Source organism: Aeromonas sp. R7-5 (assembly GCF_040908015.1).
Taxonomy (GTDB): Bacteria; Pseudomonadota; Gammaproteobacteria; order Enterobacterales; family Aeromonadaceae; genus Aeromonas; species Aeromonas caviae.
Genome location: NZ_JBFOCZ010000028.1, coordinates 166,577 through 191,237 on the forward strand (window position 1 = coordinate 166,577; position 24,661 = coordinate 191,237).

The window sequence follows — 24,661 nt, forward strand, 5'->3', positions numbered from 1 at the left end:
ATGGACCAGCCACTCGCCGGCTGTGGGCGGGAGGGTGGTCGGCATGAAACGTGTGCGAGGTGGCCTGCCTCAGGTTGCCTGACACTGTTTCATCTGGGTGTTGAGGGCCTGCATCACCTGACGACGGCTGATGATGCCCGTCACCTTGCCTCCCTCCATCACTGGATAGACCTTGGGTCTGGCCCCGGCCATCTGGCGGGCGAGATCCACGATGTTGTCATCAGGAGAGACGAACAGCGGGGTCCGGCTCATCAGATCTTCGACCAGAGTACGGGTGTCGCAGTGATAGCTGCCCGTGAGCAGGGCGGGAATGCAATCCTGCTCGGAGAGAAATCCGACGAGGTGCTGATGGTCATCCAGTACCGGCAGGCCCCCCAGGTTTGCCCGATGGAGTCTGTCCAGCGCCTCGGCCAGACCGAGGCCGGGGTGCAGTGAGTGGGTCAATGGCTGCATATGATCGCGAATTTGTAGCATGATGGTGGCTCCATGGGGGTCGATGGGGCCACTATGCCCGGTGGCCGTGACAGGGGGCCAATGGGTTTTGCCTCGGACATCGATAGGTCATGGCCGATGAATGGGCCCTCCGTGCGATCCTGCATGGATCGGGGAGGGCGACAACCACAAGGAGAGGGTATGCGTGCATTGGTAACGGGCTGTGGCCGTCGCCTGGGATTCTATCTGTGCGAGCAGCTGGTGGCCGCTGGCTGGCAGGTGACGGGCAGCTATCGCAGCGAACGGCCCGAGCTGGATCGTCTGCGAGACGTGGGCGTCGAGCTGGTACAGGCGGACTTCACCCGGGAAGAGGAGGTAGGCAGGGTGGTGACGGCGCTGGCGGCCCATGAGGATCTTGCCCTGATCATCCACAATGCCTCCGCCTTCGAGCCCCAGGCGGCGGATCCTGCGGTGCAGCTGGCCCAGTTTGATCAGTTCTACCGGGTACACATGGCGGCTCCCTTCCAGCTCAACCGGGCGCTGGCCCCCGCCCTTGCCCGCCAGCCCAACGGGGGCATCATCCACATCACCGATATCTACATCCATGCCCCGGCGCCCCAGTTTGCCGCCTATGTGGCCACCAAGGCGGGAGCCCATTCCCTGGCCATGAGCTTTGCCCGCGAACTGGCACCCGCCGTGCGGGTCAACACCATAGAGCCGGGCCCCATCCTGTTTCTCGACGAGCACGGGGATGACTGGCGCCAGCAGGTGCTGGCGAAGACGCCGCTGGCGCGGGAAGGGGGTCTGGAGCCCATCTGGCAGGCGGTACAGATGCTGATGAAGAACGACTACATGACCGGGGCCAGCATCCGGGTGGACGGGGGGCGCGCCCTCGCCGTCATCTAGGGCAAGGCGGACCGCCATGGCATGAGGCGCCTTTGGGCGCCTCATGTGTGTGAACGGCTCAAGGGTGCCGGATGGCGGCGTGCCGGGAAGGGGGGCCGGGGTGGCCGTTGCCGGGAAGCAGGGCCTCGTCTTGCTGGCAGAGATGGATGGGGGCCTGGCCGATGCGCTGCTTCGCAAACACCTTGCTGCCCGGCAGGCCAAGGCTCACCTTGCCGGAGTCCACACTGCCGCCCTGGTACATCTCCGCCAGCAGATCCCCCAGGTAGGCATCCACCCCGGCCTCGGCGAAGTCATCCCGTTCGCCGCAGACCAGTATGTCGATGTCCAGTGGCCTGTCCGCCACCTTGCACAGGGGGTTGCTGCGATCCCGGCCATGAGCCAGCTCCATGGTGACAAACTCGGCCTTGAGCTGGACGGGGGAGAGGTCGCTCTGGACGACGAACAGGCAGTTGAGGAAGTCGTGGCGCGAATGCATGCCCACGGGCTTGGTCTGGATGACGGAACTCAGGTGAAGGCGACCAAAGCGGGCCAGCAATTCGGCGACGGCCTGACTGACGTGCAGGGCGGGGTCGAGATTGGATCCAATGCTACAGAGGTAAAACATGCTTTCCATTCCTTGGGTTGGGCTCGTCTGAAATATATACGCAGCTCACGGTTATGGGATTCACTATGAATTAACATGTCGTTATCTGTTGTGATCCAACGCTGATTGGCAGAAAGGAGGTTTGCATGAGCGTAGAAATGAAATGGGCACTGTTGGCCGCGTCAGGGGCCCTTGCCATGATCATTGTCATCTGTGTGGCGTCCGTCGGCCTGGCGTGAATCCGGCCTCGGTGAGCAATCAAACCGGCTTTATGGCCGGTTTTGCTTTTTGGGGCAGTGCGGATATGCTGGCTCCCCCATGACGAATCGAGACCGCAGAAGATGACCAAGGTTCGGCCCCGCTCCCTGCTCCAGGTAGTACTGATGGGCTTCGTGCTGGTGCTGATGCCCCTGGGGGGCATGATCTGGCACGACAGTCAGGCTCTCTCCCACCTGGGCCAGCTCACCAGCGACGAGATGGAACGTGCGGTGCGGGACACTCGCCGGGCGACGCTGCTCTCCACCCAGGCCATCGATCTCGAGCGCACCCTGCGCCGCTATGCGGTCCTGGGTGATGACCGCATCCTGGCCAGTTATCGGCAGCAGCTGGTGCGCTACCGGGAACTGCTCGCGACCCATCAGGACTCCATTCCGGATGCCGAGGTCTACGGAGATCTCGAGGCGGCGCTGGTCTGGCTCGACGGCCTGCAGGATCTGCGCAAGGCCAGGCAGGAGGCGACCAGCCCCCGTTTCACCGATTTCAACGAACTGAACCAGCAACTGGAGGTGGTCACCCGCAGCCAGGTGGATGATCACGTGACCCGCATGCGGGGCGCTATCGTGGAGCTGAAACAGCAGATCTGGTGGGTCAGCGGCTTCGTGGCCGGGCTCAGCCTGCTGCTGGTGTTGCTCTTTACCTACCTCATCATCCACCCGGTACGTCAGATTGAGTCGCGGATCCTGAGTCTGGGCGCTGGCGTCGAGCCGGATCAGCGCCCGGTGGATGGCCCGGCCGAACTGGTGCTGCTGGGGGAGCGGATCAGCTGGCTGCACGACAAGCTCAAGGAGCTGGAACAGCAGAAATACCAGTTCCTGCGCCACGTATCCCACGAGCTGAAAACCCCCCTTGCCGTGCTGCGGGAGGGGGCTGATCTGCTCTCGGAGCAGCTGGTGGGGCCCCTCAACGGGGATCAGCAGGAGATCTGCCAGATGCTGGAGGAGAACAGCCGCCGTCTGCAGACCCTGATCGAGCGGCTGCTCGACTTCAATCGCCTCAGCCAGCAGGAGGTGTTCACCCTGTCCGAGGTGCCCCTGGCGCCCTTGTTGTCAGACTTGTCCGAAGAGTACCGGCTCGCGCTGGAATCCAAGCAAATCAGTGTACACTTGCCGCCCGAGCCCATCAGCCTGCGGGCAGAGCCCTACCGCCTGCGACTCATCCTCGACAATCTCTTTTCCAACGCGGTCAGCTATGGCGCCAGGGGCGGACAGATCTGGATCCGCGCCGGGGCGGGAGCGGGCGGCGGCTGGCTGGAGGTGGCCAACGAAGGGCCTGTCATCCCGCCAGACGAGCGGGAGCGCATCTTCGAGCCCTTTGAACAGGGCAGCATAGTGCGCCAGGGATTGCTGAAAGGCTCCGGCATGGGCCTCTCCATTGCCCGTGAGTCTGCCATGAGTCTGGGCGGCGAGCTCAGGCTGATCGAGGATGCCCAGGCGGATGTCTGTTTCCGGCTGGATTTGAACGTGCGCCCGAGCTGACGGGCGTGGCGGCGACCCCGCAGGTGCGGGTGGCGCCTTGACACCGAATATTGAGAGGAGCGGGCAGGTGCCTGTTCCCCACCAGGATCTGAAGTGACATTCAAGATGAAACGATTTGTGATTCCCGTATTGATGATAGGCCTGCTCGCTGGCTGTTCCCTGCTGCCTTCTACCAGCCTCACCGAGCCTTCCCAGGAGGCGATCGCCAGGCGGATGGAGTTTGCCAACAAGGAGATGCAGGTGCGCCTGCAATACTCGGACTGGCTGCTGGCCAGCCATCCCCAGCAGCGGATGCAGGAGCGCCAGCGACTGGCCGGCGCCACCGACCTCGAGAGCCGGGTCAGCCTGGCCATGGTCAACACCCACCCGTCCGAATCGGTGGCCAGCCGCCGGGCCGGGCTGGATCAGCTGAAGGCTCTGTTGCCGGAGCTCGGTCTCGATGCCCAGGCCTTCCTGCGCAGCTGGATCGCCCTCGGGGAGGAGCTGCTGGTGCGAGACAGCCGCCGCGACGATCAGAGTCAGGAGGTGAAGCGTCTGCGCCAGCAGATAGAGCAGCTCTCCGCCATCGACGAGCAGCTCAACCAGCGTAAGCTCAATGGGGGAGGTCAGCCATGACAGCTCCGGACCGCGCCGCAATGACCGCGTTTTTCGCCAAGAGGGGGTGAGAGCATGAGCCGTATTCTGCTGGTGGACGATGATGCCAGCCTGCTCAAGCTGATGAGCATGCGCCTGCGCAGCCAGGGTTACGAGGTGGATACCGCCGACAGCGCCGAAGGAGCGCTGGACAGGCTGCGCCAGCAACGGGCCGACCTGGTGCTGAGCGATCTGCGCATGGGGGGCATGGACGGGCTGGCGCTGTTCGAGCGGATCCAGTCCCAGTGGCTCGGCATGCCGGTGATCATCATGACCGCCCACGGCACCATTCCCGACGCCATCCAGGCGACCCGCTCCGGGGTGTTCAGCTTCCTCACCAAGCCCATCGACAAGGACGAGCTGCTGGTCACCATAGAACATGCTCTCAGCCTGACCCGTCCGAAGCAGCAGCAGGAGTGGCAGTCCCTCATCCAGACCCGCAACCCGCAGATGGAGCAGTTGCTGATCCAGGCGAGCAGCATCGCCACCATGGACGTGCCCGTGCTGATCCTGGGCCCCTCCGGCGCCGGCAAGGGGGTGATGACCCAGGCGCTGCACCAGGCCAGCCACCGCCGCGACAAGCCGCTGCATACCATCAACTGTGCGGCTCTGCCCTGGCCCGCGCTGGACTTGCAGCTGTTCGGCGAGGATGGCCAGTCCGGCCTGTTTGCCGAGGCCAAAGGCGGCACCCTCTTCCTCGACGAGATAGGGGATCTGTCGGAGTCACTCCAGGCCAAGTTGCTCCAGGTGCTGGCGGAGTATGGTCAGGGTACCCCCGAGGTGCGGGTCATCAGCTCCAGCCATCAGGATCTGGTGACCGCCATGGAAGAGGGGCGTTTTCGCGAGGATCTCTTCTACCGCCTCAACGTGGCCAACATCACCCTGCCGCCGCTGAGCGCCCGCAGCGAGGACATCCCCCTGCTGGCCCGTCAGGCGCTGGACGATTACCGCAACCGTCACCCCGATTGCGCCGCCCTCGGCTTCTCGCCGGAGGCGCTGGCCCTGCTGGCCGCCGCGGCCTGGCCGGGCAACGTGCGCCAGCTCTGCGGGGTGGTGGAGCAGCTCGCGAGCCTCTGCTGCAGCCCGGTGATCGGCGCGGCCATGGTGGAGTCGGCCCTGAGTGGCGGCGGTGGCGGCATTCCCTCGTTCAACGAGGCGCGGGCCGAGTTTGAAAAGGAGTACCTGATCCGGCTGCTGCGCACCACGGAAGGCAATGTGACCCTGGCGGCCAACATGGCGGGGAGAAACCGCACCGACTTCTACAAGCTGCTGAATCGGCACGGCATCGAGGCGGCCAACTTCAAGTCGAAGGGATAAATGACAGAGGGGCGGCCGTCGATGACGGGCCGCCCCTCTGGTTTCCGACAGAATCGGCCTCAGGCCGGGTCGCTGACACCGCCGGTGGAGAGGGTCTTCTGGGAGAGCCAGAGGCCGCTCGCCTTCATCAGATAGCCAAACAGGGCGCCGATGATGAGGGAGGGCAGAATGAGCCGCCACTCGCCTGCGGCGCCGAAGGTGGCACAGCAACCGGCGAAGGTGCCGGGAATGTAGGCGAGCCACTGCTGCCTGGCCTGCACGCACATCAGGGTGGCCACCACCCCTGTCATCAGATAACCCGCCATGCCGGCCCCCCACCAGGTCTCCCCGTGGATCAGCAGGAGTGCCCACAGCATGCCGGTGGTGTTGCACAGCAGGGTCTGCAACAGCGCCTTGTAACCGCCACTCGAGGCGAAGTAGCTGGTGCAGCCGAGGAAGCCGACCCAGGAGATGAGACCGAGTGCGGCGGCCAGTCCACCCCAGACGGCGGAGAGGATCCCGGTCGTGATGGCGATGGCGAACAGTGGGCTCATGGCGTGACTCTCAGTGGTTGAATCCGGAAAAGGAGGCAGCCTACTCCGCGGTAGAGCGGCAGCAAGCGGGGGCCGGATTGTGTGTGATCCCGATCACTCTTTGCAACTCTGGAATACGCTTGCGCTCGCGAAAAAAATTCATTGGAGGCGCCGCAGACCTTGTTCCATAGTTAGAGGCCCTGTCCTGCTCATGGAGTGAGTCTGATGGTGCCAAACGTGATCGTTCCTCTGCTGGTGTTCGTAGTGCTCTTCCTGGCCGGTACCATGGCCAAGGCACTGCCCCTTTACCAACTCATGTAATTCTGTGTGAAATAAAACTCGGCCGGGGCGGGTCTTATGGTTGTCAACCTCATCGTCCCGGGAGTTTTTTCATGTTGATCAAGCGCCGTACTTCTCACCACCCCACCGAACAGGATGTCACGCCGGAAACCGTCTATCAGGATCGTCGCCGCATCCTGAAAGGGCTGGGCCTGGGCGTCGGTGCCGCCACCCTGGCGTTTCCGGTGAAGGCCAGCCTGCTGGATCTCTTCGCACCGGACAAGCCGGCCACCGTGGCCCCCACCAGACCCCTCGACATCCGTGCCGCGACCCGGCCAGAGGGATTGATCCTCACCCCGGAGGAGAAGGCCACCACCCACAACAATTTCTACGAGCTGGGGACCGACAAGGGGGACCCGGCCCGCAACGGCCATTACCTCAAGCCCGAGCCCTGGACCCTGAAGGTGGAAGGGGAGGTAGCCAAACCCTTCACCCTGGATGTGTGGGATCTCATCAACAAGAGCACGCTGGAGGAGCGCATCTATCGGCTGCGCTGCGTGGAGGCCTGGTCCATGGTATTGCCCTGGAGCGGCATTGCGCTGGCGGATCTGATCCGCCGTGCCGAGCCCACCAGTCGTGCCAAGTTCGTGGCCTTCGAGACGCTCTATGATCCGGAACAGTTGCCGGGGCAGGCCTCCCGTGCCCTGGGGGGCGGCATCGATTATCCCTATGTGGAGGGCTTGCGCCTCGACGAGGCCATGCACCCCCTCTCCTTCCTTGCCATGGGGCTCTATGGCAAGACCCTGCCCGCCCAGAACGGGGCACCCATCCGGCTGGTGGTGCCCTGGAAATACGGCTTCAAGAGCATCAAGAGCATCGTCTCCATCCGCCTGGTGGAGGAGATGCCCCCCACCACCTGGAACCTGCTGGCCCCCAACGAATATGGCTTCTACGCCAACGTCAACCCGAACGTGGATCACCCGCGCTGGAGCCAGGCGAGCGAGCGTTTCATCGGCGAGGGGGGCATCTTCGGGGCCAAGCGCCAGCCGACCCTGATGTTCAATGGCTACGGCGACGAGGTGGCGTCCCTCTATCAGGGGATGGATCTGCGTAAATGGTATTGAGACTGACGCGCTGTCCGACTGATCTCTTGCCCCCTTTTCCCCTGGTGGGAGAGGGGATGAGAAGCGGGAAAAACATGACGGGAACTGCAATATGACGCCGAGACTGAAAACAGCCCATGTCAACGGCTTGCGGGCGCTGGTGCACCTTGGTTCGCTCGGCTTTCTGCTCTGGCTGGGCTATGCCGTGCCAGCCGGGCTGCTGGGGGGGGATCCGGTCCAGGGGTTGACCCATTACCTTGGCAAGGGGGCCCTTCACCTGCTGTTGCTGACCCTGCTGGTGTCGCCGCTCGCCAAGCGCTGGCGCCAGGGGCAGCTCATCAAGTTGCGCCGCCCCCTCGGGCTCTGGTGCGCCGCTTGGGCGTCCCTGCACTTCATGGTCTGGCTGGGGCTGGATCTGCAGTTTGACTGGGGGCTGATTGGCGGCGAGCTGGTCAAGCGCAGCTACATAGTGGTGGGCATGGTGGCGCTGCTGCTGTTGCTGGCGCTCGGCATCACCTCGATCCCGGCCCTGTTGCGTCGCATGGGGCCGGCCTGGCAGAAGCTGCACAACTGGATCTACGGGGTGGCTCTGCTGGTGCCGATACACTACTGGTGGTCGGTCAAGAGCGGCTGGCAGGAGCCCCTCATCTATCTGGTGCTGGCCTGCGCCCTGCTGTGGCCCCGCCGGGAAAAGCTGCTGCGCCCCTGGCGCAGGCGAGCGCAAGTGGCCGGGAGGGAGGCGGCGCAACAGCCGTCACGCCCATAGCAAAAGAGGCCTATTCGGCCTCTTTTTTGGTGATCTCGCCGGTGTTGGCATCGACCTGCAACTGGACGCGCTGATCGTCGGCATCCAGGGTATCGACCTCGAATTTGTCCCCTTCCAGCTCCACTTCCCGAATGTCGTGATACCCTTGTGCCAGCAACAACTTGACCAGTCCGGCCATGTCGAGACGTGTCTGCGCCGCCCAGCCAAAGGTGGAAAAGAGGCACAAGATCAGCAGGATACTGCGTGGGATCATATTCATTCCGGATTCATGGCTGGCACACTATAAACGGCATTATGTTAGGTTTTGAGAGATGAATCACCCATGAATAGCGCGCTGCCCCTGCTTGGATTGCTGCTGCCGATGCTGGTTCAGGCGGCCCAGCCGAACGAGGCCTTGTTGCAACAGGCGGTCAGCGAGGGGCGGGTCCGCCCTTTTCATGAGTTGATGGAGGTGGCCTCCCGCCTGCCGGTGCGCGTGCTGCGCGTCGATCTGGGTGAGGAGGATGGCGTCTGGCTCTACGAGCTCAGGCTCATCGACGAGGAGAACAGCGTCATCAAGGTGGGCTACCGGGCTGACAATCTGGAGATGGTGTGGCTCAAGGGTCACCATCTGGAGCGCCTGTTCGCTCCGCGCCCGCCCCCGGAAGAGGAGTAACGGCGTGAGTCCGCGAACCTGCCGCCGTCCGGTTCGTCCCCCCAACCGTTGCCGATGCCGGCACAACCCTGTTTTGGATACCCATGTATGCGCATTCTGATAGTTGAAGATGAAAAGATCCTCGCGGGCCAGCTGGCGGAACAGCTGCGTCTGTCCGGTTTCGTCACCGATCTCTGCCACGATGGCAACGAGGCGGGCTTTCTCGGAGAGACCGAACCCTATGACGCCATCATCCTGGATCTCGGCCTGCCCGGTCGCGACGGCCTGAGCGTACTGAAGGAGTGGCGCAGCAAGGGGATGGACACCCCGGTGCTGGTGCTGACCGCCCGTGGCCAGTTGCACGAGAAGATTGAAGGGCTCAACGCCGGGGCGGACGACTACCTCACCAAGCCCTTCCAGGTGGCGGAGCTGGTGGCGAGGGTGCAGGCCCTGGTGCGCCGGGCGGCGGGGAACGCCAGCTCCATCCTCGAGATCGGTGGCGTGCGTCTCGACATGGCGGCCTCCCAGGTGTGGTACGAAGGGACCCCCATCAAGCTCACCGCCCACGAGTTCCGGGTGCTGGGCTACCTGATGCAGCACAGGGGCAAGGTGGTGTCCCGCAGTGAGTTGATCGACCACATCTATGCCCAGGATTTCGATCGCGACTCCAACACCGTGGAGGTGTTCATCGGCCGCATCCGCAAGAAGACCCACGCCGATCTCATCGAGACGGTGCGCGGCCTCGGCTACCGGATCAACGAATGACACCCTCGCAACCGATGGCGGGGTGGGTTGAATGAGGCTGGTACGCACCCTGCGAGGTCGGCTGGTGGTGATCGCCATGGTCTGGTGCGGTCTCTTCCTGTTCGCCACCGGCTTCAGCCTGCAGACCATGATGCGCAACTACTGGCAGGAGGCGGAGGCCGATGGCCTGCGCCTGCAGCTCTACGATCTGCTCTCCCGCCTCGAGATCCAGCCGGACGGCATGCCGGTGGTCACCGAGCCCATGGCCGACCCCCGTTATCGCCAGCCATACTCCGGCTACTACTGGCAACTGGAGCTGGGGGAGACGGTGGTCAGTCGCTCCCGCTCCCTGTGGGATGCCCATTTGAGTGCCCACGGCCTGAAGTCGGCCTTCGGCGATCCGGATCTCTTTGTCGGCAAGGGGCCCAACAAGGAGCCCCTGCTCATCATGACCCGTACCGTGCTGCTGCCGGGGTCTGATCGGGTCTTCACCCTGGTGATGGCCAAGGACAGCAGCGCCCTGACCCAGACCCTGAAGAAGACGCGCATCAGCCTGTTCCTCGGCCTCGGCTTCGCCGCCACCGGCCTGGTGCTCGGCTTTATGTTCCAGATCCTCTACGGCCTGCGCCCGCTGCACCTGCTGCGTCGCGAGCTGAGCCGCGTCCATCAGGGTCATCAGGAGGGGTTCCGGCTGCGCTACCCCCTGGAGATCCAGCCGCTGGTGGAGGACATCAACCGCCTGCTGCACCACTATGGCGAGCTGCTGCAACGGGCCCGCTCCCACACCGGCAACCTGGCTCACGCCCTCAAGACGCCGCTCAGCATCATGCGCAACCAGGTGACCCAGCTGCCGCCGGAGGATCAGGCCGCCCTCGGCGAGCAGCTCGACCAGATCCAGCGCCACATCGACTATCACCTCGGCAAGGCGCGGGTGACCGGCGCCGCCAAGATCCTTGGGGTCTCGACCCCGGTGCGGGCCCGGGTGGAGTATATCTGCCGCGCCTTCTCCCGCCTCTATCCCGGCAAGACGGTGGACTTGCAGGTGCCGGTCAATCTGGCGGTCGGGGTGGAGGAGCAGGACTTCGACGAGATGGTGGGCAACCTGCTGGAGAACGCCTTCAAGTGGTCCGCCAGCGAGCTGCGCATCTCCAGCGCCGAGCTGGGGGGCTGGATCACCCTGCGCATCGAGGACGACGGTCCCGGCATGAGTGAAGATCAGATCGCCAAGGCGGTGCTGCGGGGGGTGCGCCTCGACGAGAAGGTGCCGGGTTCCGGGCTCGGTCTCAACATAGTGTCAGACCTAGCGGAGGCTTACCGTGGCAGCCTCATCATGGGGCGGGCCGAGCTGGGGGGGCTCGCCGCTTCCCTCTCCCTGCCCAAGGTGGCCAGGGTCGAGTGACGGGGGGCCCCGTCGGGGGGCCCCTTTTGTGCCGCCGTGCTGGCAAGGGTGCGGCACCCGGCATAAGATACGTCTCTTGTTTCAGGTGTAGGAAGGGTAGCAATGACTGACGATCCTTGGGCTTTGTGCCATCTCGATGATTCGTTCGATGCCTCGGTGCTGGGCACCAAGGGGGCCCAGATCCAGTGGTTCGAGGACAGGGATGCCCTGATCCAGTTCCTGCTGGAGGATTTTGTCGACCTGCTGGCCGACGTGGGCGAGCTGGACGAGGATCAGACCGAGAGTGCCCGCGAGCGCTTCACCCTGCTGGTGGAGCAGAGCCTGGATGATCGCACCCTGATGGATGCCATCAACGATCTCGCCTCCGGCCTGCGCCGCATTGCCTGGCTGGGGCCCCTCTCCGAACTGGCGGAGTTGAGCGACGACTTCGCAAGCGGGCTGCGAGCCTTCTTCTGGAGCCAGTATGACGGTGACGAGGATGACCCCGAGGCCTGGGTGCCGGAAGATCTCTGGCCCCAACTGGTGGAGTGTGCCGAAGAGTACATGGTGGAAGGAGACTTCTGAGCCACCTTGTCCCCACTCTGGCAGCAAGGCGGGTGGAGTATGCGGAAGAGTATATGGTTGAGGGTGACTTCTGATTCAGAGCCACACCACAAACTGCGATAAGAAAACGGCGCCTTGATGGCGCCGTTTTTGTTGCTCAGTCCTCTACTCAGCCGTTGGCCGGTACCTCGTGCGCCGTGTTGGCGAGCACTGGCCCGATATACTTCTCTATCTGCAATTGGGCCATGTGGCCGCAGTTGCCCTGGGCCAGACTGGACGAGCCCTCGTCGAAGGTGAGGCAGTTGACGTTGCCGTTCTTGCAGATGCTGCCCGCTTCCCCCGGCTTGGCCGGATCGTACCAGGCCCCTTCACACACCCGCACTACCCCGGGCCGGATATCGGCGGAGATCAGGGCCCCCACCAGGATCTGGCCGCGCTCGTTGAAGGCCCGCACCAGATCGCCATCCTGGATGCCGCGCGCCTTGGCGTCGTCCGGATGGATCAGGATCGCTTCGCGGTCGGCGATGGCGAACTTGTCCCGCAGCGGGGTGTTGTCGAGCTGGGAGTGCAGCCGCTGGGTCGGGTGGGAGGTGTTGAGCGACAGCGGATAGCGCGCTGCCGTCTCGCTCTTCACCCACTCCTTGGGCTCATACCACTTGGGATGACCGGCGCAGTCGGCATAACCCATCCCCGCCACAGTGTTGGAGAAGATCTCGATCTTGCCGGACGGGGTACCGAGCGGGTTGAGCAGCGGGTTCTCGCGAAAATCGGCGTGACGGATCCACTGGCGGTTGGCCTCCGGGATCGGGAAGCGGATGTAGTTGTTGGCCTCCCAGAACATGTTGAACGGCGGCAGCGCTACCCGGGCACCACGGGCCTGCGCCGCCATGCCGTCGTACATCTGCTTGAGCCACAGCATCTCGTCCTTCCCTTCGGTGTACTGCTCCTGCACACCCAGCTTGGCGGCGATGGCGCTGAAGATGTCGAAGTCGTTGCGGGCTTCAAACTGGGGCGGCACGCACTGGTGCATCGGGAAGACGTAGCGCTGGGAGTAGTCGCCCCCCATCTCCAGATCGTTGCGCTCGTAGCTGGTGGTGACCGGCAGCACGATATCGGCGTGCTTGGCGGTAGCGGTCCAGTAAGGCTCGTGAACGATCACGGTCTGGGGTTTGCGCCAGGCCTGCAGCAGGTTGTTGGTGTCCTGATGGTGGTGGAAGGGGTTGCCCCCCGCCACGTAGACCAGCTTGATGTCCGGATAGATCACCTTGCGGCCGTTGAAGTCGATGGTCTTGCCCGGATTGGCGAGGCAGTCGGCGATGCGGGCCACCGGGATCGGTGCCGGGCTGTTCTTCGGCGCGTTGCCGGCGGAGATCCCCGCCAGAATGCCGCCCTTGGCGGTGGGGCTGCCACCGGAGGAGTAGTGGTAACTGAAGCCGTAGCCGCCCCCCGGTAGGCCGATCTGGCCCAGCATGGCGGCCAGAGTGACCAGCATCCAGTTGGGCTGTTCACCGTGGTGCTGACGCTGCATGCCCCAGCCCGCCATGATCATGGTGCGCTTGGCGGCCATGTCGAGGGCCAGCTGGCGGATCACCTTGGCATCGACGCCGCAGACGCTGCTCGCCCACTCGGCGCTCTTCGGCTGACCGTCCTCCTTGCCGAGCAGATAGGCGAGGAAGGTGTCGAAGCCGACAGTGTAGCGATCGAGGAAGGCCTGATCGTGCTTCTTCTCGCTGTAGAGGGTGTGGGCCACCCCCAGCATCATGGCCACGTCGGTGTAGGCGTTCGGGGCAATCCACTCGGCGCCGACCAGCTTGGCGGTCTCGTTGTAGACGGGGTCGATGCTGATGACCCGGGTGCCTTTCTCTTTTAGCGCCTTGAAGCCCGCTTGACCTTCGTGATCCGGCATGTTCCAGCTGTTCTTCAGGGTGACCTGGGCGTTGACCCCCCAGAGCACCACCAGTTCGGCGTGCTCCACCACGTTGGGCCAGGCGGTCTGCTGCTCGTACACCTCGATGGAGCCCATCACGTGGGACATGATCACCTGAGCCGCGCCGGTTGAGTAGTCACCGGCATAACCGGTGAAGCCGCCCGAGAGGTTCATCAGGCGGTGCAGCAGGGTGCGGCTGTTGTGGAACATGCCGACACTCTTCCAGCCGTAGGAACCGGCGTGGATCGCCTGGGGGCCGAAATCAGACTGGACGCGCTGGATCTCGCCGGCCACCAGTTCGATGGCCTTCTCCCAGCTCACTCGCACCCACTCGTCGGCACCGCGCAGCTCCGGTCTGGCACCCGGGCCGTGCTCCAGCCAGCTCTTGCGCACCATGGGGTACTTGATGCGGTTCTTGGCGTGGACCTGGAACGGCGCCATGTCGATGAGGTCATTCGGTGCCGGGTCATCGGCCACCGGCTGGACCCGCACCATGCGGCCCTCGGAGACGATGGCCTCGAAGGCCCCCCAGTGGGCGCCGGTCAGGATGCCCTTCTGGGCGGGCACCAGGGTGGGGAACTGCTCAAGGGCCGTGCTGACGGCCTTGGCCAGGGCGCTTTTCGGGAAGAGACCGGCCAGCAGGGGCAGGGCGGCACAGGCCCCCAGCCCCTTGAGCAGAGTACGGCGGGAGAGGTTGGTCTGTTGGTCATTGAAAAAGGTCATGGGAGAGTCCTCTGTTCCTGCCTTAATGGGCCGCGCTCATGTCGCTGGCGTGTTTCTGCACGTATTGGGTGAGCATGCGCGCCTGCTCCGGGGTGAGGGAGGTACGGGACTCCATCCCCTTGATGACGCCGATCCACTGGTTGGCGTTGAAGTGATCCAGCGCGGTGAGGCCGTGACAGCCGGTGCAGTTGTTGGACATCAGGGTGGAGGCGTATTGCCACAGCTTGCCCTGGTCGCCGATGAGCTGGCTCTGGTCAACCCAGGCGGTCAGGCTGACCTGATGCCAGGTGAGGTTGGTGGCGCTGTCGGTTTCGCTCTTGCCGGTCACGAGGGCTTTTCTGGCGGCTTCGCCGACCAGCACGCTCAGGATCCGTTTGCCGGGGGCGGCGTAGAACACCTCGCTCACACCGTCCTGCTGCCAGCCGTCGATGCGCACCTGGGCGCGGCCGTTGTCGTTGGCCAGCACTTCCACCTGGGTGGAGGGCATCAGGGTGCCTTCGTCAGTCTTGGCGCCAGCATCCAGATAGAGCGGGGTGGTGGCGATGGCATAGCGGGTGGTGACGGTTACCGGGGTCTGGGCCGCGGCGGCGGCCAGTTCGCTGGCACCGGCGGCGGCCAGGCCGCTCATGTCCGGCATGATGTGGGCAACGCCGCGGTGACAGTCGATGCAGGTCTGACCCTCCTTGATGGCGACCGGGTGCTCGGCGCGGGCATTGGGGCGTTGGGCCAGGATGTCCATGGCGGCGTAGCTGTGGCAACTGCGACAGGTGGCGGAGTCATTGGCCTTGAGCTGATCCCACACGGTCTGGGCCATGCGCAGCTTGTGGGCCTCGTATTTCTCCGGGGTGTCGAGGGTGCCGATCGCCTCGTGATAGATGTCTTTCACGGCGCGGATCTTGGTCCAGAGATAGGCGGCGGGTTCACTGGGGATGTGGCAGTCGGCGCACTCGGCGCGGATCCCCTTCACGTTCTGGAAGTGGACACTGCCCTGATATTCGGCGAGGGGGGTCTGCATGGAGTGGCAGGAGACGCAGAACTCGGTGGAGCTGGTCTTGTGCAGCACGGTGACGGTGACGCCCAGTGCAGCGACCCCCAGCAGGGCCCCGAGCAGCAGAAGCCAGAACCAGGTCTTTCTCAACAGTTTTCCAAGCATGGTGACGGTGTCCTTCGAATTCGGGTATTACCAATATAGTAGTAGTCCCAGGATTCAAAGGGTTGACCTCGGTCATGATTTTTATTTCGACATGTAAGAGATTTTTGGTTTTGTTTTTTGTTTGGGCATGCTTTTTTGAATTTTAATCGCATTTTTACCCTTCAACGGGAGCGGGATGTCTTGTGATGGGGCGATGCCCAAGCCGGGGCGGGGAGGCCGCGTACCACCCCGGGGCTTGGGGTTTGCGGTGGGAGGATTGTATACTGTTCACATATACAGTATTCAGGTGTATCCATCATGCGACTCTTTATCGCCGAGAAGCCCAGCCTTGGCCGCGCCATTGCCGATGCTCTGCCCAAGCCCCACAAGAAGGGCAACGGTTTTATCGAGACCGCCCAGGGGGATGTGGTCACCTGGTGTATCGGCCACCTGCTGGAGCAGGCCGAGCCCGATGCCTATGACGCCGCCTACAAGCAGTGGCGCATGGAATCCCTCCCCATCGTCCCCGCCCAGTGGCAGCTGGTGGCCAAGCCCAAGACCAAAACCCAGCTCACCGTCATCAAGGGGCTGATCAAGCAGGCCGACTGTGTGGTCAACGCCGGTGACCCGGACCGGGAAGGCCAACTGCTGGTGGACGAGGTGATCGACTTTCTCGGCTACCCGAAAACCAAGCCGGTGCAGCGCTGCCTCATCAGCGATCTCAACCCGCCCGCGGTGCGCCGCGCCCTCGACAAGCTCAGAGACAACAAGGAGTTCGTGCCGCTGGCGGTCTCGGCGCTGGCTCGCAGTCGGGCTGACTGGCTCTACGGCATCAACATGACCCGCGCCTACACCCTGCTCGGGCGCAAGGCCGGTTGCAGCGAGCTGCTCTCGGTCGGTCGGGTGCAAACTCCGCTGCTCGGTCTGGTGGTGCGGCGGGATCTCGAGATAGAAGCCTTCGTCCCCAAACCCTTCTTCGAGGTGCTGGCCCATCTGCTGACCGATAGCAACGAGCGCTTCACTGCCAAGTGGCTGCCGTCCGAAGCTTGCCTGCCGTGGCAGGACGAGGAGGGGCGGGTGCTCAACCGGGCGCTGGCCGACAAGGTGGTGAGCCGGATCAACGGCCAACCGGCACAGGTCGAATCGGTGGAGGAGCAGGCCCGCAAGCAGGCGGCGCCGCTGCCCTATAACCTCTCCAGCCTGCAGATCGATGCCGCCAAACGCTTCGGCATGGATGCCAAGCGGGTGCTCGACATCTGCCAGAGCCTCTACGAGCGCCACAAGCTCATCACCTATCCACGCTCTGACAGCCGTTATCTGCCGACCGACCATTTCAAGCGGGCCGAGCAGGTGCGCGGCGCCATCGCCGCCACTGCTCCAGCGTTGGCCAAGGCTGTGAGCGAGGCGGACGGCAAGATCCGCAGCAAGGCGTGGAACGACAGCAAGGTGGATGCCCACCACGCCATCATCCCCACCGAGAAGCAGGGCAACCCCGCCACGCTGGGGGCCGACGAGGCGAAGCTGTACGGCCTGATTGCCCGCCAGTACCTGCTGCAGTTCTATCCCCCGTTCGAATACAACGACAGCAAGGTGTTGCTGCGCATCGCCGGAGGGCTGTTCCAGGCCAAGGCGCGCCGCATCCTCAAGGCGGGCTGGAAGGCGTTGCTCGGAGTGGAAGAGGATGACGAGGAGGAGGCGGGAACCCTGCCTGCCCTGAAAGAGGGGGAGGAACTGCTGTGCGAGCGGGGGGAGCTGCTGGAGAAGATGACCCAGCCGCCCAAGTCATTCACCGATGCCACCCTGCTGGCGGCTATGACCGGCATCGCCCGTTATGTGCAGGATCCCGAAATTCGCAAGACCCTGCGCGACACCGATGGCCTTGGCACCGAGGCGACCCGGGCCGGTATCATCGACCTGCTGTTCAAGCGCCGTTTTCTGGTGCGTCAAGGCAAGAGCATCAAGGCGACCTCGACCGGGCGGGCGCTGGTGCAGGCGTTGCCAGCCACCGCCACCACGCCGGATATGACGGCGCTGTGGGAGCAGAGCCTCGGCCAGATCGCCGAGCGTCACGGCAGCTACCAGCAGTTTATGGGGCCGCTCACCGAGCAGCTGTACGGTCTGATCGAGGGGGCCCGGCAGGATTCCGGCGCCAGCTTCAGCGCGCTGCCCAAGGCGGCGCCCGGTGACAGCAAGCACCGCTTTGTTCGCCGCAAGCGGACTGCGTCCACCGCCGCACGCCCCCGCACGAGCACGGGCAAGAGTGCTCGTGCGGGGAAGAGCCCTGGAAAGAGCACTGGCAAGGGGACGACCAGGGGCAAGGCTGCCTGAGGCTGGCGAGCGCCGTGATCACATAAAAATAAGAAGAGGGGCCAGTGGCCCCTCTTTGCATGGATGGAGCGGCTTACCCCGTGTAGACGCTTTCTTCCGGATAACGGATGCGGGTCTCCACCGGGCGGGCCAGCATGATCGCCAGGGTGAGGGGTCCCAGACGGCCGCAGATCATCACCAGCACCAGGATCAGTTTGCCCGGTTCGCTCAGAGAAGCGGTGATGCCGGTGGACAGTCCCACGGTGGCAAAGGCCGAGATGGTCTCGAACATGATCTTGTCGAATGATTGCGACTCCGTGAGCATCAGCAGGAACATCGCCAGCATCAGCACCATGGTACTGACGATGATGATGGCCAGGGAGCGGGTCACTATCTGGGGTGACAGGGTGCGGCCGAAGGCGGTGACATGGGGGCGCTTGGTCAGAAACGCCCGGGTCGCCAGCAGGACGACGGCAAAGGTGGTGACCTTGATACCGCCCCCGGTCGAGGTTGCCCCGGCACCGATGAACATGAGCATCATCATGAACAGCAAGGAGGCCGGCACCATCTGGCCGATATCCACCGTGTTGAAGCCCGCCGTGCGCGCGGTGGCCGACTGGAAGAAGGCTGCCAGCCACTGGCTCCCGAAGGAGGCGTTGCCCAGGGTGCCCGGGTTGTTGTGCTCCAGCAGCCAGAACATCAGGGTCCCCAGCAGCAGCAGGGCAGGGGTCATCAGCAGCATCAGCTTGCTGTGCAGTTTCAGCTTGCGCCAGCGGCGGTTGCGCACCAGGTCGACGATGACGGTGAAGCCTACCCCCCCCAGGATCAGCAGGGCCGGTATGGTCAGGCTGATGATGGGGTCATCCCGGTAGTCCATGAGGTTGTTGGCAAACAGCGAGAAGCCGGCGTTGTTGAAAGCTGACACCGCGTGGAAGAAGCTGACGTAGAGGCCGTGGCCCCAGCCCATGTCGGGCACCCAGCGAATGGCCATGATGGCGGTGCCGATCAGCTGGGCAATCAGGGCGAACAGGACGATGCGCTTCACCAGCTGGACGATGTTGACGGATCCCTCCTGGCCCAGCGCCTCCTTGGCCAGCACCTGCTGGCGCAGCCCGACCCGCTTGCTGAACATGGCGATGAGCAGCAGTGTCATGGTCATCTGGCCGAGACCACCAATCTCCATCAATATCAACAGGATGATCTGCCCCTGCAGGGTGAAGGCGGTGCCGGTATCTACCACCCCGAGGCCGGTCACGCTGATGGCGGAGGTGGCGGTGAACAGGGCGTTGATGACGGTGACCTCACCCTTGTGGCTGGAGGGCTGGACCAGAAACAGGGTGCCAACCAGCAGGATGATGAGGAAACTGCCCAGGATGAGCTTGGCCTCGCTCCAGCGGGAGTTGTCTTCCCGATGCAGGGTGAAGGCGTAGTTGTTGCGCCAGTTGATCATAGGGTGTCGAGCCAGTGATCGATGGCGTGCTTGTTGCCGGCCAGGATCAGGATGTCACCGAGTTGCAGCTCCATCTTGCCGGTCAGGACGTTGTGCAGCACCTCACCCCGCTTGATGGCCAACAGCTGGAAATCGCTTTGCTGCAGCAGGCGCAAGTCGGCCAGGGTGCGGGTGTTTTGCTGCAAGCCGATCACGAACTCGGTCAGCACCATGTCGTGACCCAGCTCCAGGTAGTCGAACAGCCGGTTGTCCAGCATGCTCTGGGCCACCCGGCGGCCCATGTCCCACTCCGGGTTGATCACCTTGTCCGCGCCCACCTTCTGCAGGATCTTGGCGTGGAACTTGTCGCGGGCCTTGACCCAGACCTTCTTCACGCCCGCCTCTTTCAGCACCAGCGTGGTCAGGATGCTGGTCTCCAGGTTGTCGCCGATGGCGACAAAGACGATGTCGAAATTCGCCAGGCCCAGTTCGGCGACCGTGGCCTCGTCGGTGGCATCGGCCACGATGACGTGGTTGCAGAGGGTGGCTATCTGTCGGGTCTTGCTCTCGTCGATGTCGATGGCCAGTACCTCGGCATTCTGGCGCTGCAACTCTTCGCACAAGGCGCTGCCAAACAGGCCCAGGCCGATGACGGCGAATTGATTGTTCATGCATGCTTCCTCAGCGGGATGAAGGGGTTACTCTACTCCAGAGCCCTGAGTCCGAAAAGTGTCCGGGTTTTTTGTCCCGGGGGATCTGGGGTAAACTGCGCCCTTGTCCTTGTCGGAACACACAGATGAAACTCACCCCCCACGCCTCCCTGTCGACCCTCAATACTATGGGCCTGGACGCACACTGCCTCTGGCTGGCCGATGTGACCCGGCCGGATGATCTCGCGCAACTGCGGACCAACCCGGAGTTGGCCACCTTGCCGCGCCTGGTGCTGGGAGGAGGAAGCAACATCCTGTTCTGCGATGACTTTGCCGGTCTGGTGGTCCACAACGGCCTGAAAGGGATCACGCTGCACGAGGAGTCCGAGCACTGGCTGCTACACGTGGCGGCAGGTGAAAACTGGCACGAGCTGGTATGTCACGCCCTGCAACAGGGCTGGCACGGGCTGGAGAATCTGGCACTCATTCCCGGGACGGTCGGGGCGGCCCCGGTACAGAACATCGGTGCCTACGGGGTCGAGCTGGCCAGCGTCTGTGCCTACGTGGAGGCGTTCAACTGGCAGAGTGGCGAGGTTGAGCGCATCGCGGCGGCCGATTGCCGGTTCGGTTACCGTGACAGCATCTTCAAGCACGACTATCAGGACTCCCACTTCATCACCGCCGTCGGTCTGCGCCTGCCCAAGGCATGGCGCCCGGTCGCCGGTTATGGCCCGCTGGCGGCGCTGGGGGATGCCTCTTCGCCACAGGCCATCTTCGACACCGTCTGTGCCACCCGCATGGCCAAGCTGCCGGATCCGGCGGTGCTGGGCAACGCGGGCAGTTTCTTCAAAAACCCTGTGGTGCCCGCCGCCCTGGCGGAGACCCTGAAACAGCAATACCCGCAGATGCCCTGCTACCCCGCAGCAGAAGGGCAGGCCAAGCTGGCGGCTGGCTGGCTCATCGATCAGTGCGGTCTCAAGGGGTTTGCCATCGGTCGTGCCGCCGTCCATCAGGAGCAGGCGCTGGTGCTGGTCAATCTGGGGGGCGCAAGCGCCATGGAGCTCATCGCGCTGGCGGCCCATGTCCGCGACAGCGTAGAGCACCAGTTCGGTGTGGTGCTGGAACACGAGGTGCGCTTCATGGGGCGCAGTGGTGAAACCTGGCTCGACGAGGTACTGGCATGACCCTGACCCCCGTCAGACAGACCCTGATCACCCTGCTGAGCGATGGCCAGTTCCATTCCGGTGAGCAGCTGGGCGAGCGCCTTGGCATCAGCCGGGCGGCGGTGAGCAAGCACATGGCCGCGCTCAAGGATCTGGGGCTGGATCTCTTCAGCTTGACCGGCAAGGGCTATCGGCTGGCGGTGCCCATGGCCCTCTATGACGAGGGGCGGCTTCAGGCAGAGGCACCGATGGCACCGGTGCACTGCTTCCCAGTCATCGACTCCACCAACCAGTACCTGCTGGAGCGGGTCAACACCCTGAGCTCCGGGGAAAGCTGTCTGGCCGAGTGCCAGACCGCCGGGCGGGGACGTCGTGGCAAACCCTGGGTTTCTCCCTTCGGTTGCCAGCTGATCCTGAGCATGTACTGGCGGCTTGAGCAGGGCATGGCGGCCGCCATGGGACTGAGTCTCGCGGTCGGCGTGGCGGTGGTCGAGGCGCTGGAGTCCCTTGGTTATCCTGGGGTGGAGCTCAAGTGGCCGAACGACCTCTATTACCAGGGCCGCAAGCTGGCGGGCATCCTGGTGGAGATGAGCGGCAGTGCGGGTGCCAGCTGCCATCTGGTGATCGGGGTCGGCCTCAATCTGGCGATGCCGAGTCGGGAGGGGGAGAAGATCGATCAGGCCTGGTCCGAGCTGCGCCATATCCAGCCCGAGCTGGTGGATCGCAACGAGCTGGCCGCCTGCGTGCTGCTGCACCTGCAGCAGGCCATGCAGACCTTCGAACAGACGGGACTGGCGAGTTTCGTCGAGAGCTGGAACCGGCTTGACCACTTCGCCGGCCAGCCGGTGAAGCTGCTGATGGGAGAGCAGGTGATCCGCGGGATTGCCCGGGGGATCGACGAACGCGGAGCCCTGCGTCTGGAGACGGAAGAGGGGCTCAAGCTCTATCTGGGAGGGGAACTCTCCCTGCGGCGGGGTGACTGACCTCGTACGCTCATGAGGACTGAATGAAAGAGGGGGCCTGCGGGCCCCCTCTTTCATGTATGCACTGCGACAGTGGTCACTTGCGCAGCTTGATCTGCTCGATGGCGTGCTCGTTGCCCTTGGTGAGGATGAGGTTGGCCCGCTCCCGGGTCGGCAAGATGTTCTCTTGCAGGTTCAGGTAGTTGATATCCTGCCAGATGTTGTTGGCGATCTCGGTCGCCTCGCTCTCGGCCAGCTTGGCGTAGTGGTGGAAATAGGAGTCGGGATCCGAGAAGGCGCCGCTGCGGAATTTGAGAAAACGATCGATGTACCAGGTGCGCAGCAGCTCGGCGTCAGCATCCACATAGATGGAGAAGTCGACGAAGTCGGACACGAACACGCGATGGGGGTCCTGGGGATAGTCCATGCCGCTTTGCAGCACATTGAGCCCCTCCAGGATCAGGATGTCCGGCTGTTCCACCACCTTCTTCTCGTCGGGCAGGATGTCATAGATGAGGTGGGAGTAGACGGGGGCCTCGACCTTCTCGTGGCCGGCGCGGATATTGGCGACAAACTCCACCAGATGGCGGATGTCATAAGACTCGGGGAACCCCTTGCGACGCATCAGGCCACGGGCTTCCAGCTCCTTGTTGGGAAACAGGAAGCCGTCGGTGGTGACCAGCTCCACCCTGGGGTGCTCCGGCCAGCGCTCCAGCAGTGCCTGAAGGATACGGGCCGTAGTGCTCTTGCCCCCCGCCACGCTGCCGGCGATGCTGATGATATAGGTGCCCTTGCCGCGGGACTGACCGAGAAACTGCTCCAGCACTCGGCTGCGGCGCTGCTTGGCCTTGACGTAGAGATTGAGGAGACGGGAGAGGGGCAGGTAGATTTCTTCCACTTCCCGCAATGACACCTTCTCGTTGATCCCGCGCAGGGTCTGCAGATCGTGCTCGGTCAGGGTCAGGGGGACCGCATCGCGCAATAACGCCCATTGTTCGCGGGTGAATTGCAAATAGGGGTTATGCTCTGTCGTCATGGTGTCATCACTGTTTCTTGGGCAGGGCGACCATACACCAAGGGATCGGGAGCGACAAGGGACGCGTCCGGTCGGGACGGAGAAGGAGCGTTTTTTTGCCTGGATCCCGGCATAAATGCACATTTTGCAAGGTGCAATGGTTGCATCCCCAAAATCCTTACCATAAAATGCGCGACGCTTGGATGTCTGTCGTCTATTTGCCGAGCAAAAGCGACAAAAACAACGGGTGCAAGCAGAATTACCGTTGTGGCATTTATGCAACTGGAGGGGTTCCCGAGCGGCCAAAGGGATCAGACTGTAAATCTGACGGCTCTGCCTTCGAAGGTTCGAATCCTTCTCCCTCCACCATATTTCTCTGCGGTTTGAGTTCTTTGGGTTAGAGAAATGCGGGCATCGTATAATGGCTATTACCTCAGCCTTCCAAGCTGATGATGCGGGTTCGATTCCCGCTGCCCGCTCCAAGATGCTGATATGGCTCAGGTAATTCTGAGAGCCACACCTTAGGGTGAGTTCGGCAATCGAACCAGCCTGTCAGCACCAACCTCTCTACTCCCCTTGATTCAAATCCATCATATAAACTGTTCTGTGGTTAGCTTGCCACCGCGTACTCAGCGTTAGTTTAGAGGGACGATCATGTCTAAAGAAAAATTTGAGCGTAATAAACCGCACGTTAACGTGGGTACCATCGGCCACGTTGACCACGGTAAAACCACCCTGACCGCCGCTATCACCAACGTGCTGGCCAAGCACTTCGGTGGTAAAGCTTTCGCCTTCGACCAGATCGACAAGGCGCCGGAAGAGCGTGAGCGTGGTATCACCATCAACACCTCCCACGTAGAATACGACACTGCTACCCGCCACTACGCTCACGTAGATTGCCCGGGTCACGCCGACTACGTTAAAAACATGATCACCGGTGCTGCCCAGATGGACGGCGCAATCCTGGTAGTAGCAGCGACTGACGGCCCGATGCCGCAGACTCGTGAGCACATCCTGCTGGGTCGTCAGGTAGGCGTTCCGTACATCATCGTGTTCATGAACAAGTGCGACATGGTAGATGACGAAGAGCTGCTGGAACTGGTCGAGATGGAAGTTCGCGAACTGCTGTCCGAGTACGACTTCCCGGGTGATGACCTGCCGGTAGTCCGTGGTTCCGCACTGAAAGCGCTGGAAGGCGAAGCTCAGTGGGAAGAGAAGATCCTGGAACTGGCTGGCCACCTGGACACCTACATTCCGGAGCCGGAGCGTGCCATCGACCAGCCGTTCCTGATGCCTATCGAAGACGTCTTCTCCATCGCAGGCCGTGGTACCGTAGTTACCGGTCGTGTAGAGCGCGGTATCGTCAAGGTTGGTGAAGAAGTGGAAATCGTTGGTATCAAAGATACCACCAAGACCACCTGTACCGGCGTTGAAATGTTCCGCAAACTGCTGGACGAAGGTCGTGCAGGTGAGAACGTTGGCGCACTGCTGCGTGGCGTGAAGCGTGAAGACGTAGAGCGTGGTCAGGTACTGGCCAAGCCGGGCACCATCAAGCCGCACACCAAGTTCGAATCCGAAGTGTACGTGCTGTCCAAAGAAGAAGGTGGTCGTCACACCCCGTTCTTCAAGGGCTACCGTCCGCAGTTCTACTTCCGTACAACCGACGTGACCGGTACCATCGAACTGCCGGAAGGCGTAGAGATGGTCATGCCGGGCGACAACATCAAGATGGTTGTTACCCTGATTGC

The 24,661-nt window shown here is 63.1% G+C and carries 24 protein-coding genes and 2 tRNA genes; 17 read left to right on the forward strand and 9 right to left on the reverse strand.

The window, feature by feature from the left end; all coding sequences use genetic code 11:
• Positions 1-69: 69 nt before the first annotated feature.
• Positions 70-474, reverse strand: a complete 405-nt coding sequence (locus AB5Y53_RS12475; RefSeq protein ID WP_029314862.1) for a CBS domain-containing protein — start codon at positions 472-474, stop codon at positions 70-72.
• Between the two features lie 159 nt (positions 475-633).
• Here AB5Y53_RS12475 and AB5Y53_RS12480 point away from each other — a divergent pair, with 159 nt between their 5' ends.
• On the forward strand, positions 634-1,338 hold the full coding sequence (locus tag AB5Y53_RS12480; RefSeq protein WP_139736496.1) for an SDR family oxidoreductase: 705 nt from the start codon (positions 634-636) through the stop codon (positions 1,336-1,338).
• Positions 1,339-1,396: 58 nt separating this feature from the next.
• Here the strand turns inward: AB5Y53_RS12480 and folK are convergent, their stop codons facing one another.
• Positions 1,397-1,942 carry a 2-amino-4-hydroxy-6-hydroxymethyldihydropteridine diphosphokinase gene (gene folK, locus AB5Y53_RS12485; protein ID WP_368182188.1) on the reverse strand — a complete coding sequence of 182 codons (546 nt, stop codon included), beginning with the start codon at positions 1,940-1,942 and terminating at the stop codon, positions 1,397-1,399.
• 137 nt (positions 1,943-2,079) lie between these two features.
• Here folK and AB5Y53_RS12490 point away from each other — a divergent pair, with 137 nt between their 5' ends.
• From AB5Y53_RS12490 to AB5Y53_RS12505, 4 genes are all read left to right on the forward strand, one after another.
• Positions 2,080-2,160, forward strand: a complete 81-nt coding sequence (locus AB5Y53_RS12490) for a YnhF family membrane protein (protein ID WP_223302605.1) — start codon at positions 2,080-2,082, stop codon at positions 2,158-2,160.
• A gap of 102 nt (positions 2,161-2,262) precedes the next feature.
• Complete coding sequence (locus AB5Y53_RS12495) at positions 2,263-3,675, forward strand: ATP-binding protein (protein ID WP_039039616.1); 1,413 nt, start codon at positions 2,263-2,265, stop codon at positions 3,673-3,675.
• A gap of 105 nt (positions 3,676-3,780) precedes the next feature.
• Positions 3,781-4,290 carry a hypothetical protein gene (locus AB5Y53_RS12500; protein WP_039039694.1) on the forward strand — a complete coding sequence of 170 codons (510 nt, stop codon included), beginning with the start codon at positions 3,781-3,783 and terminating at the stop codon, positions 4,288-4,290.
• Between the two features lie 54 nt (positions 4,291-4,344).
• A complete protein-coding gene (locus AB5Y53_RS12505; RefSeq protein WP_010675978.1) occupies positions 4,345-5,625 on the forward strand; it encodes a sigma 54-interacting transcriptional regulator in 1,281 nt (426 codons plus the stop codon).
• A gap of 59 nt (positions 5,626-5,684) precedes the next feature.
• On the opposite strand, the gene AB5Y53_RS12510 is transcribed toward AB5Y53_RS12505, so the two are convergent.
• Entirely contained in the window at positions 5,685-6,158 is a 474-nt protein-coding gene (locus AB5Y53_RS12510) for a DUF1097 domain-containing protein (protein ID WP_042014355.1), read from the reverse strand.
• A gap of 371 nt (positions 6,159-6,529) precedes the next feature.
• Here AB5Y53_RS12510 and msrP point away from each other — a divergent pair, with 371 nt between their 5' ends.
• Positions 6,530-7,540 (forward strand): protein-methionine-sulfoxide reductase catalytic subunit MsrP, encoded by a 1,011-nt coding sequence (gene msrP / locus AB5Y53_RS12515; protein WP_201969997.1) that lies wholly within the window; start codon positions 6,530-6,532, stop codon positions 7,538-7,540.
• A gap of 91 nt (positions 7,541-7,631) precedes the next feature.
• Positions 7,632-8,285, forward strand: a complete 654-nt coding sequence (gene msrQ / locus AB5Y53_RS12520; RefSeq protein ID WP_368182190.1) for a protein-methionine-sulfoxide reductase heme-binding subunit MsrQ — start codon at positions 7,632-7,634, stop codon at positions 8,283-8,285.
• A 10-nt stretch (positions 8,286-8,295) separates the two neighbouring features.
• On the opposite strand, the gene AB5Y53_RS12525 is transcribed toward msrQ, so the two are convergent.
• Positions 8,296-8,544: a PepSY domain-containing protein gene (locus AB5Y53_RS12525; protein ID WP_202040550.1), complete on the reverse strand. Its 249-nt coding sequence runs from the start codon at positions 8,542-8,544 to the stop codon at positions 8,296-8,298.
• Positions 8,545-8,607: 63 nt separating this feature from the next.
• Here AB5Y53_RS12525 and AB5Y53_RS12530 point away from each other — a divergent pair, with 63 nt between their 5' ends.
• From AB5Y53_RS12530 to AB5Y53_RS12545, 4 genes are all read left to right on the forward strand, one after another.
• Positions 8,608-8,940: a PepSY domain-containing protein gene (locus tag AB5Y53_RS12530; RefSeq protein ID WP_010675972.1), complete on the forward strand. Its 333-nt coding sequence runs from the start codon at positions 8,608-8,610 to the stop codon at positions 8,938-8,940.
• An 87-nt stretch (positions 8,941-9,027) separates the two neighbouring features.
• Positions 9,028-9,684, forward strand: coding sequence for a response regulator transcription factor (locus tag AB5Y53_RS12535; protein ID WP_005332666.1), 657 nt, complete (start codon positions 9,028-9,030; stop codon positions 9,682-9,684).
• Positions 9,685-9,715: 31 nt separating this feature from the next.
• Positions 9,716-11,062, forward strand: coding sequence for a sensor histidine kinase (locus AB5Y53_RS12540; RefSeq protein WP_010675971.1), 1,347 nt, complete (start codon positions 9,716-9,718; stop codon positions 11,060-11,062).
• A gap of 102 nt (positions 11,063-11,164) precedes the next feature.
• Positions 11,165-11,626, forward strand: coding sequence for a hypothetical protein (locus AB5Y53_RS12545; RefSeq protein WP_010675970.1), 462 nt, complete (start codon positions 11,165-11,167; stop codon positions 11,624-11,626).
• Between the two features lie 148 nt (positions 11,627-11,774).
• On the opposite strand, the gene torA is transcribed toward AB5Y53_RS12545, so the two are convergent.
• Together torA and AB5Y53_RS12555 are read right to left on the reverse strand one after the other, a co-directional pair.
• Complete coding sequence (gene torA / locus AB5Y53_RS12550; protein WP_368182191.1) at positions 11,775-14,255, reverse strand: trimethylamine-N-oxide reductase TorA; 2,481 nt, start codon at positions 14,253-14,255, stop codon at positions 11,775-11,777.
• A gap of 22 nt (positions 14,256-14,277) precedes the next feature.
• Complete coding sequence (locus AB5Y53_RS12555; RefSeq protein WP_368182192.1) at positions 14,278-15,408, reverse strand: NapC/NirT family cytochrome c; 1,131 nt, start codon at positions 15,406-15,408, stop codon at positions 14,278-14,280.
• 297 nt (positions 15,409-15,705) lie between these two features.
• Here AB5Y53_RS12555 and AB5Y53_RS12560 point away from each other — a divergent pair, with 297 nt between their 5' ends.
• Complete coding sequence (locus AB5Y53_RS12560) at positions 15,706-17,715, forward strand: DNA topoisomerase III (RefSeq protein ID WP_368182193.1); 2,010 nt, start codon at positions 15,706-15,708, stop codon at positions 17,713-17,715.
• Positions 17,716-17,788: 73 nt separating this feature from the next.
• Here the strand turns inward: AB5Y53_RS12560 and AB5Y53_RS12565 are convergent, their stop codons facing one another.
• Positions 17,789-19,144 (reverse strand): TrkH family potassium uptake protein, encoded by a 1,356-nt coding sequence (locus tag AB5Y53_RS12565; RefSeq protein WP_368182195.1) that lies wholly within the window; start codon positions 19,142-19,144, stop codon positions 17,789-17,791.
• Entirely contained in the window at positions 19,141-19,794 is a 654-nt protein-coding gene (locus tag AB5Y53_RS12570; RefSeq protein WP_010675965.1) for a TrkA family potassium uptake protein, read from the reverse strand. Before AB5Y53_RS12570 ends, AB5Y53_RS12565 begins: the two co-directional genes overlap by 4 nt.
• A 125-nt stretch (positions 19,795-19,919) precedes the next feature.
• Between AB5Y53_RS12570 and murB the strand changes: the two genes are divergently transcribed.
• Together murB and birA are read left to right on the forward strand one after the other, a co-directional pair.
• Complete coding sequence (gene murB / locus AB5Y53_RS12575) at positions 19,920-20,957, forward strand: UDP-N-acetylmuramate dehydrogenase (protein ID WP_219596422.1); 1,038 nt, start codon at positions 19,920-19,922, stop codon at positions 20,955-20,957.
• On the forward strand, positions 20,954-21,919 hold the full coding sequence (gene birA, locus AB5Y53_RS12580) for a bifunctional biotin--[acetyl-CoA-carboxylase] ligase/biotin operon repressor BirA (RefSeq protein ID WP_042864793.1): 966 nt from the start codon (positions 20,954-20,956) through the stop codon (positions 21,917-21,919). Before murB ends, birA begins: the two co-directional genes overlap by 4 nt.
• A 76-nt stretch (positions 21,920-21,995) precedes the next feature.
• Here birA and coaA read toward each other — a convergent pair whose 3' ends face one another.
• Complete coding sequence (coaA, locus tag AB5Y53_RS12585; RefSeq protein ID WP_029314861.1) at positions 21,996-22,934, reverse strand: type I pantothenate kinase; 939 nt, start codon at positions 22,932-22,934, stop codon at positions 21,996-21,998.
• A gap of 263 nt (positions 22,935-23,197) precedes the next feature.
• Between coaA and AB5Y53_RS12590 the strand changes: the two genes are divergently transcribed.
• The 3 genes from AB5Y53_RS12590 to tuf form a co-directional block, all read left to right on the forward strand.
• Positions 23,198-23,282: transfer RNA gene (locus tag AB5Y53_RS12590), tRNA-Tyr, on the forward strand.
• Positions 23,283-23,320: 38 nt separating this feature from the next.
• A tRNA-Gly gene (locus AB5Y53_RS12595) sits at positions 23,321-23,395 on the forward strand.
• Positions 23,396-23,567: 172 nt separating this feature from the next.
• Positions 23,568-24,661, forward strand: a 1,094-nt coding sequence (gene tuf / locus AB5Y53_RS12600) for an elongation factor Tu (RefSeq protein WP_005306258.1), incomplete at its 3' end; no start/stop codon positions are given.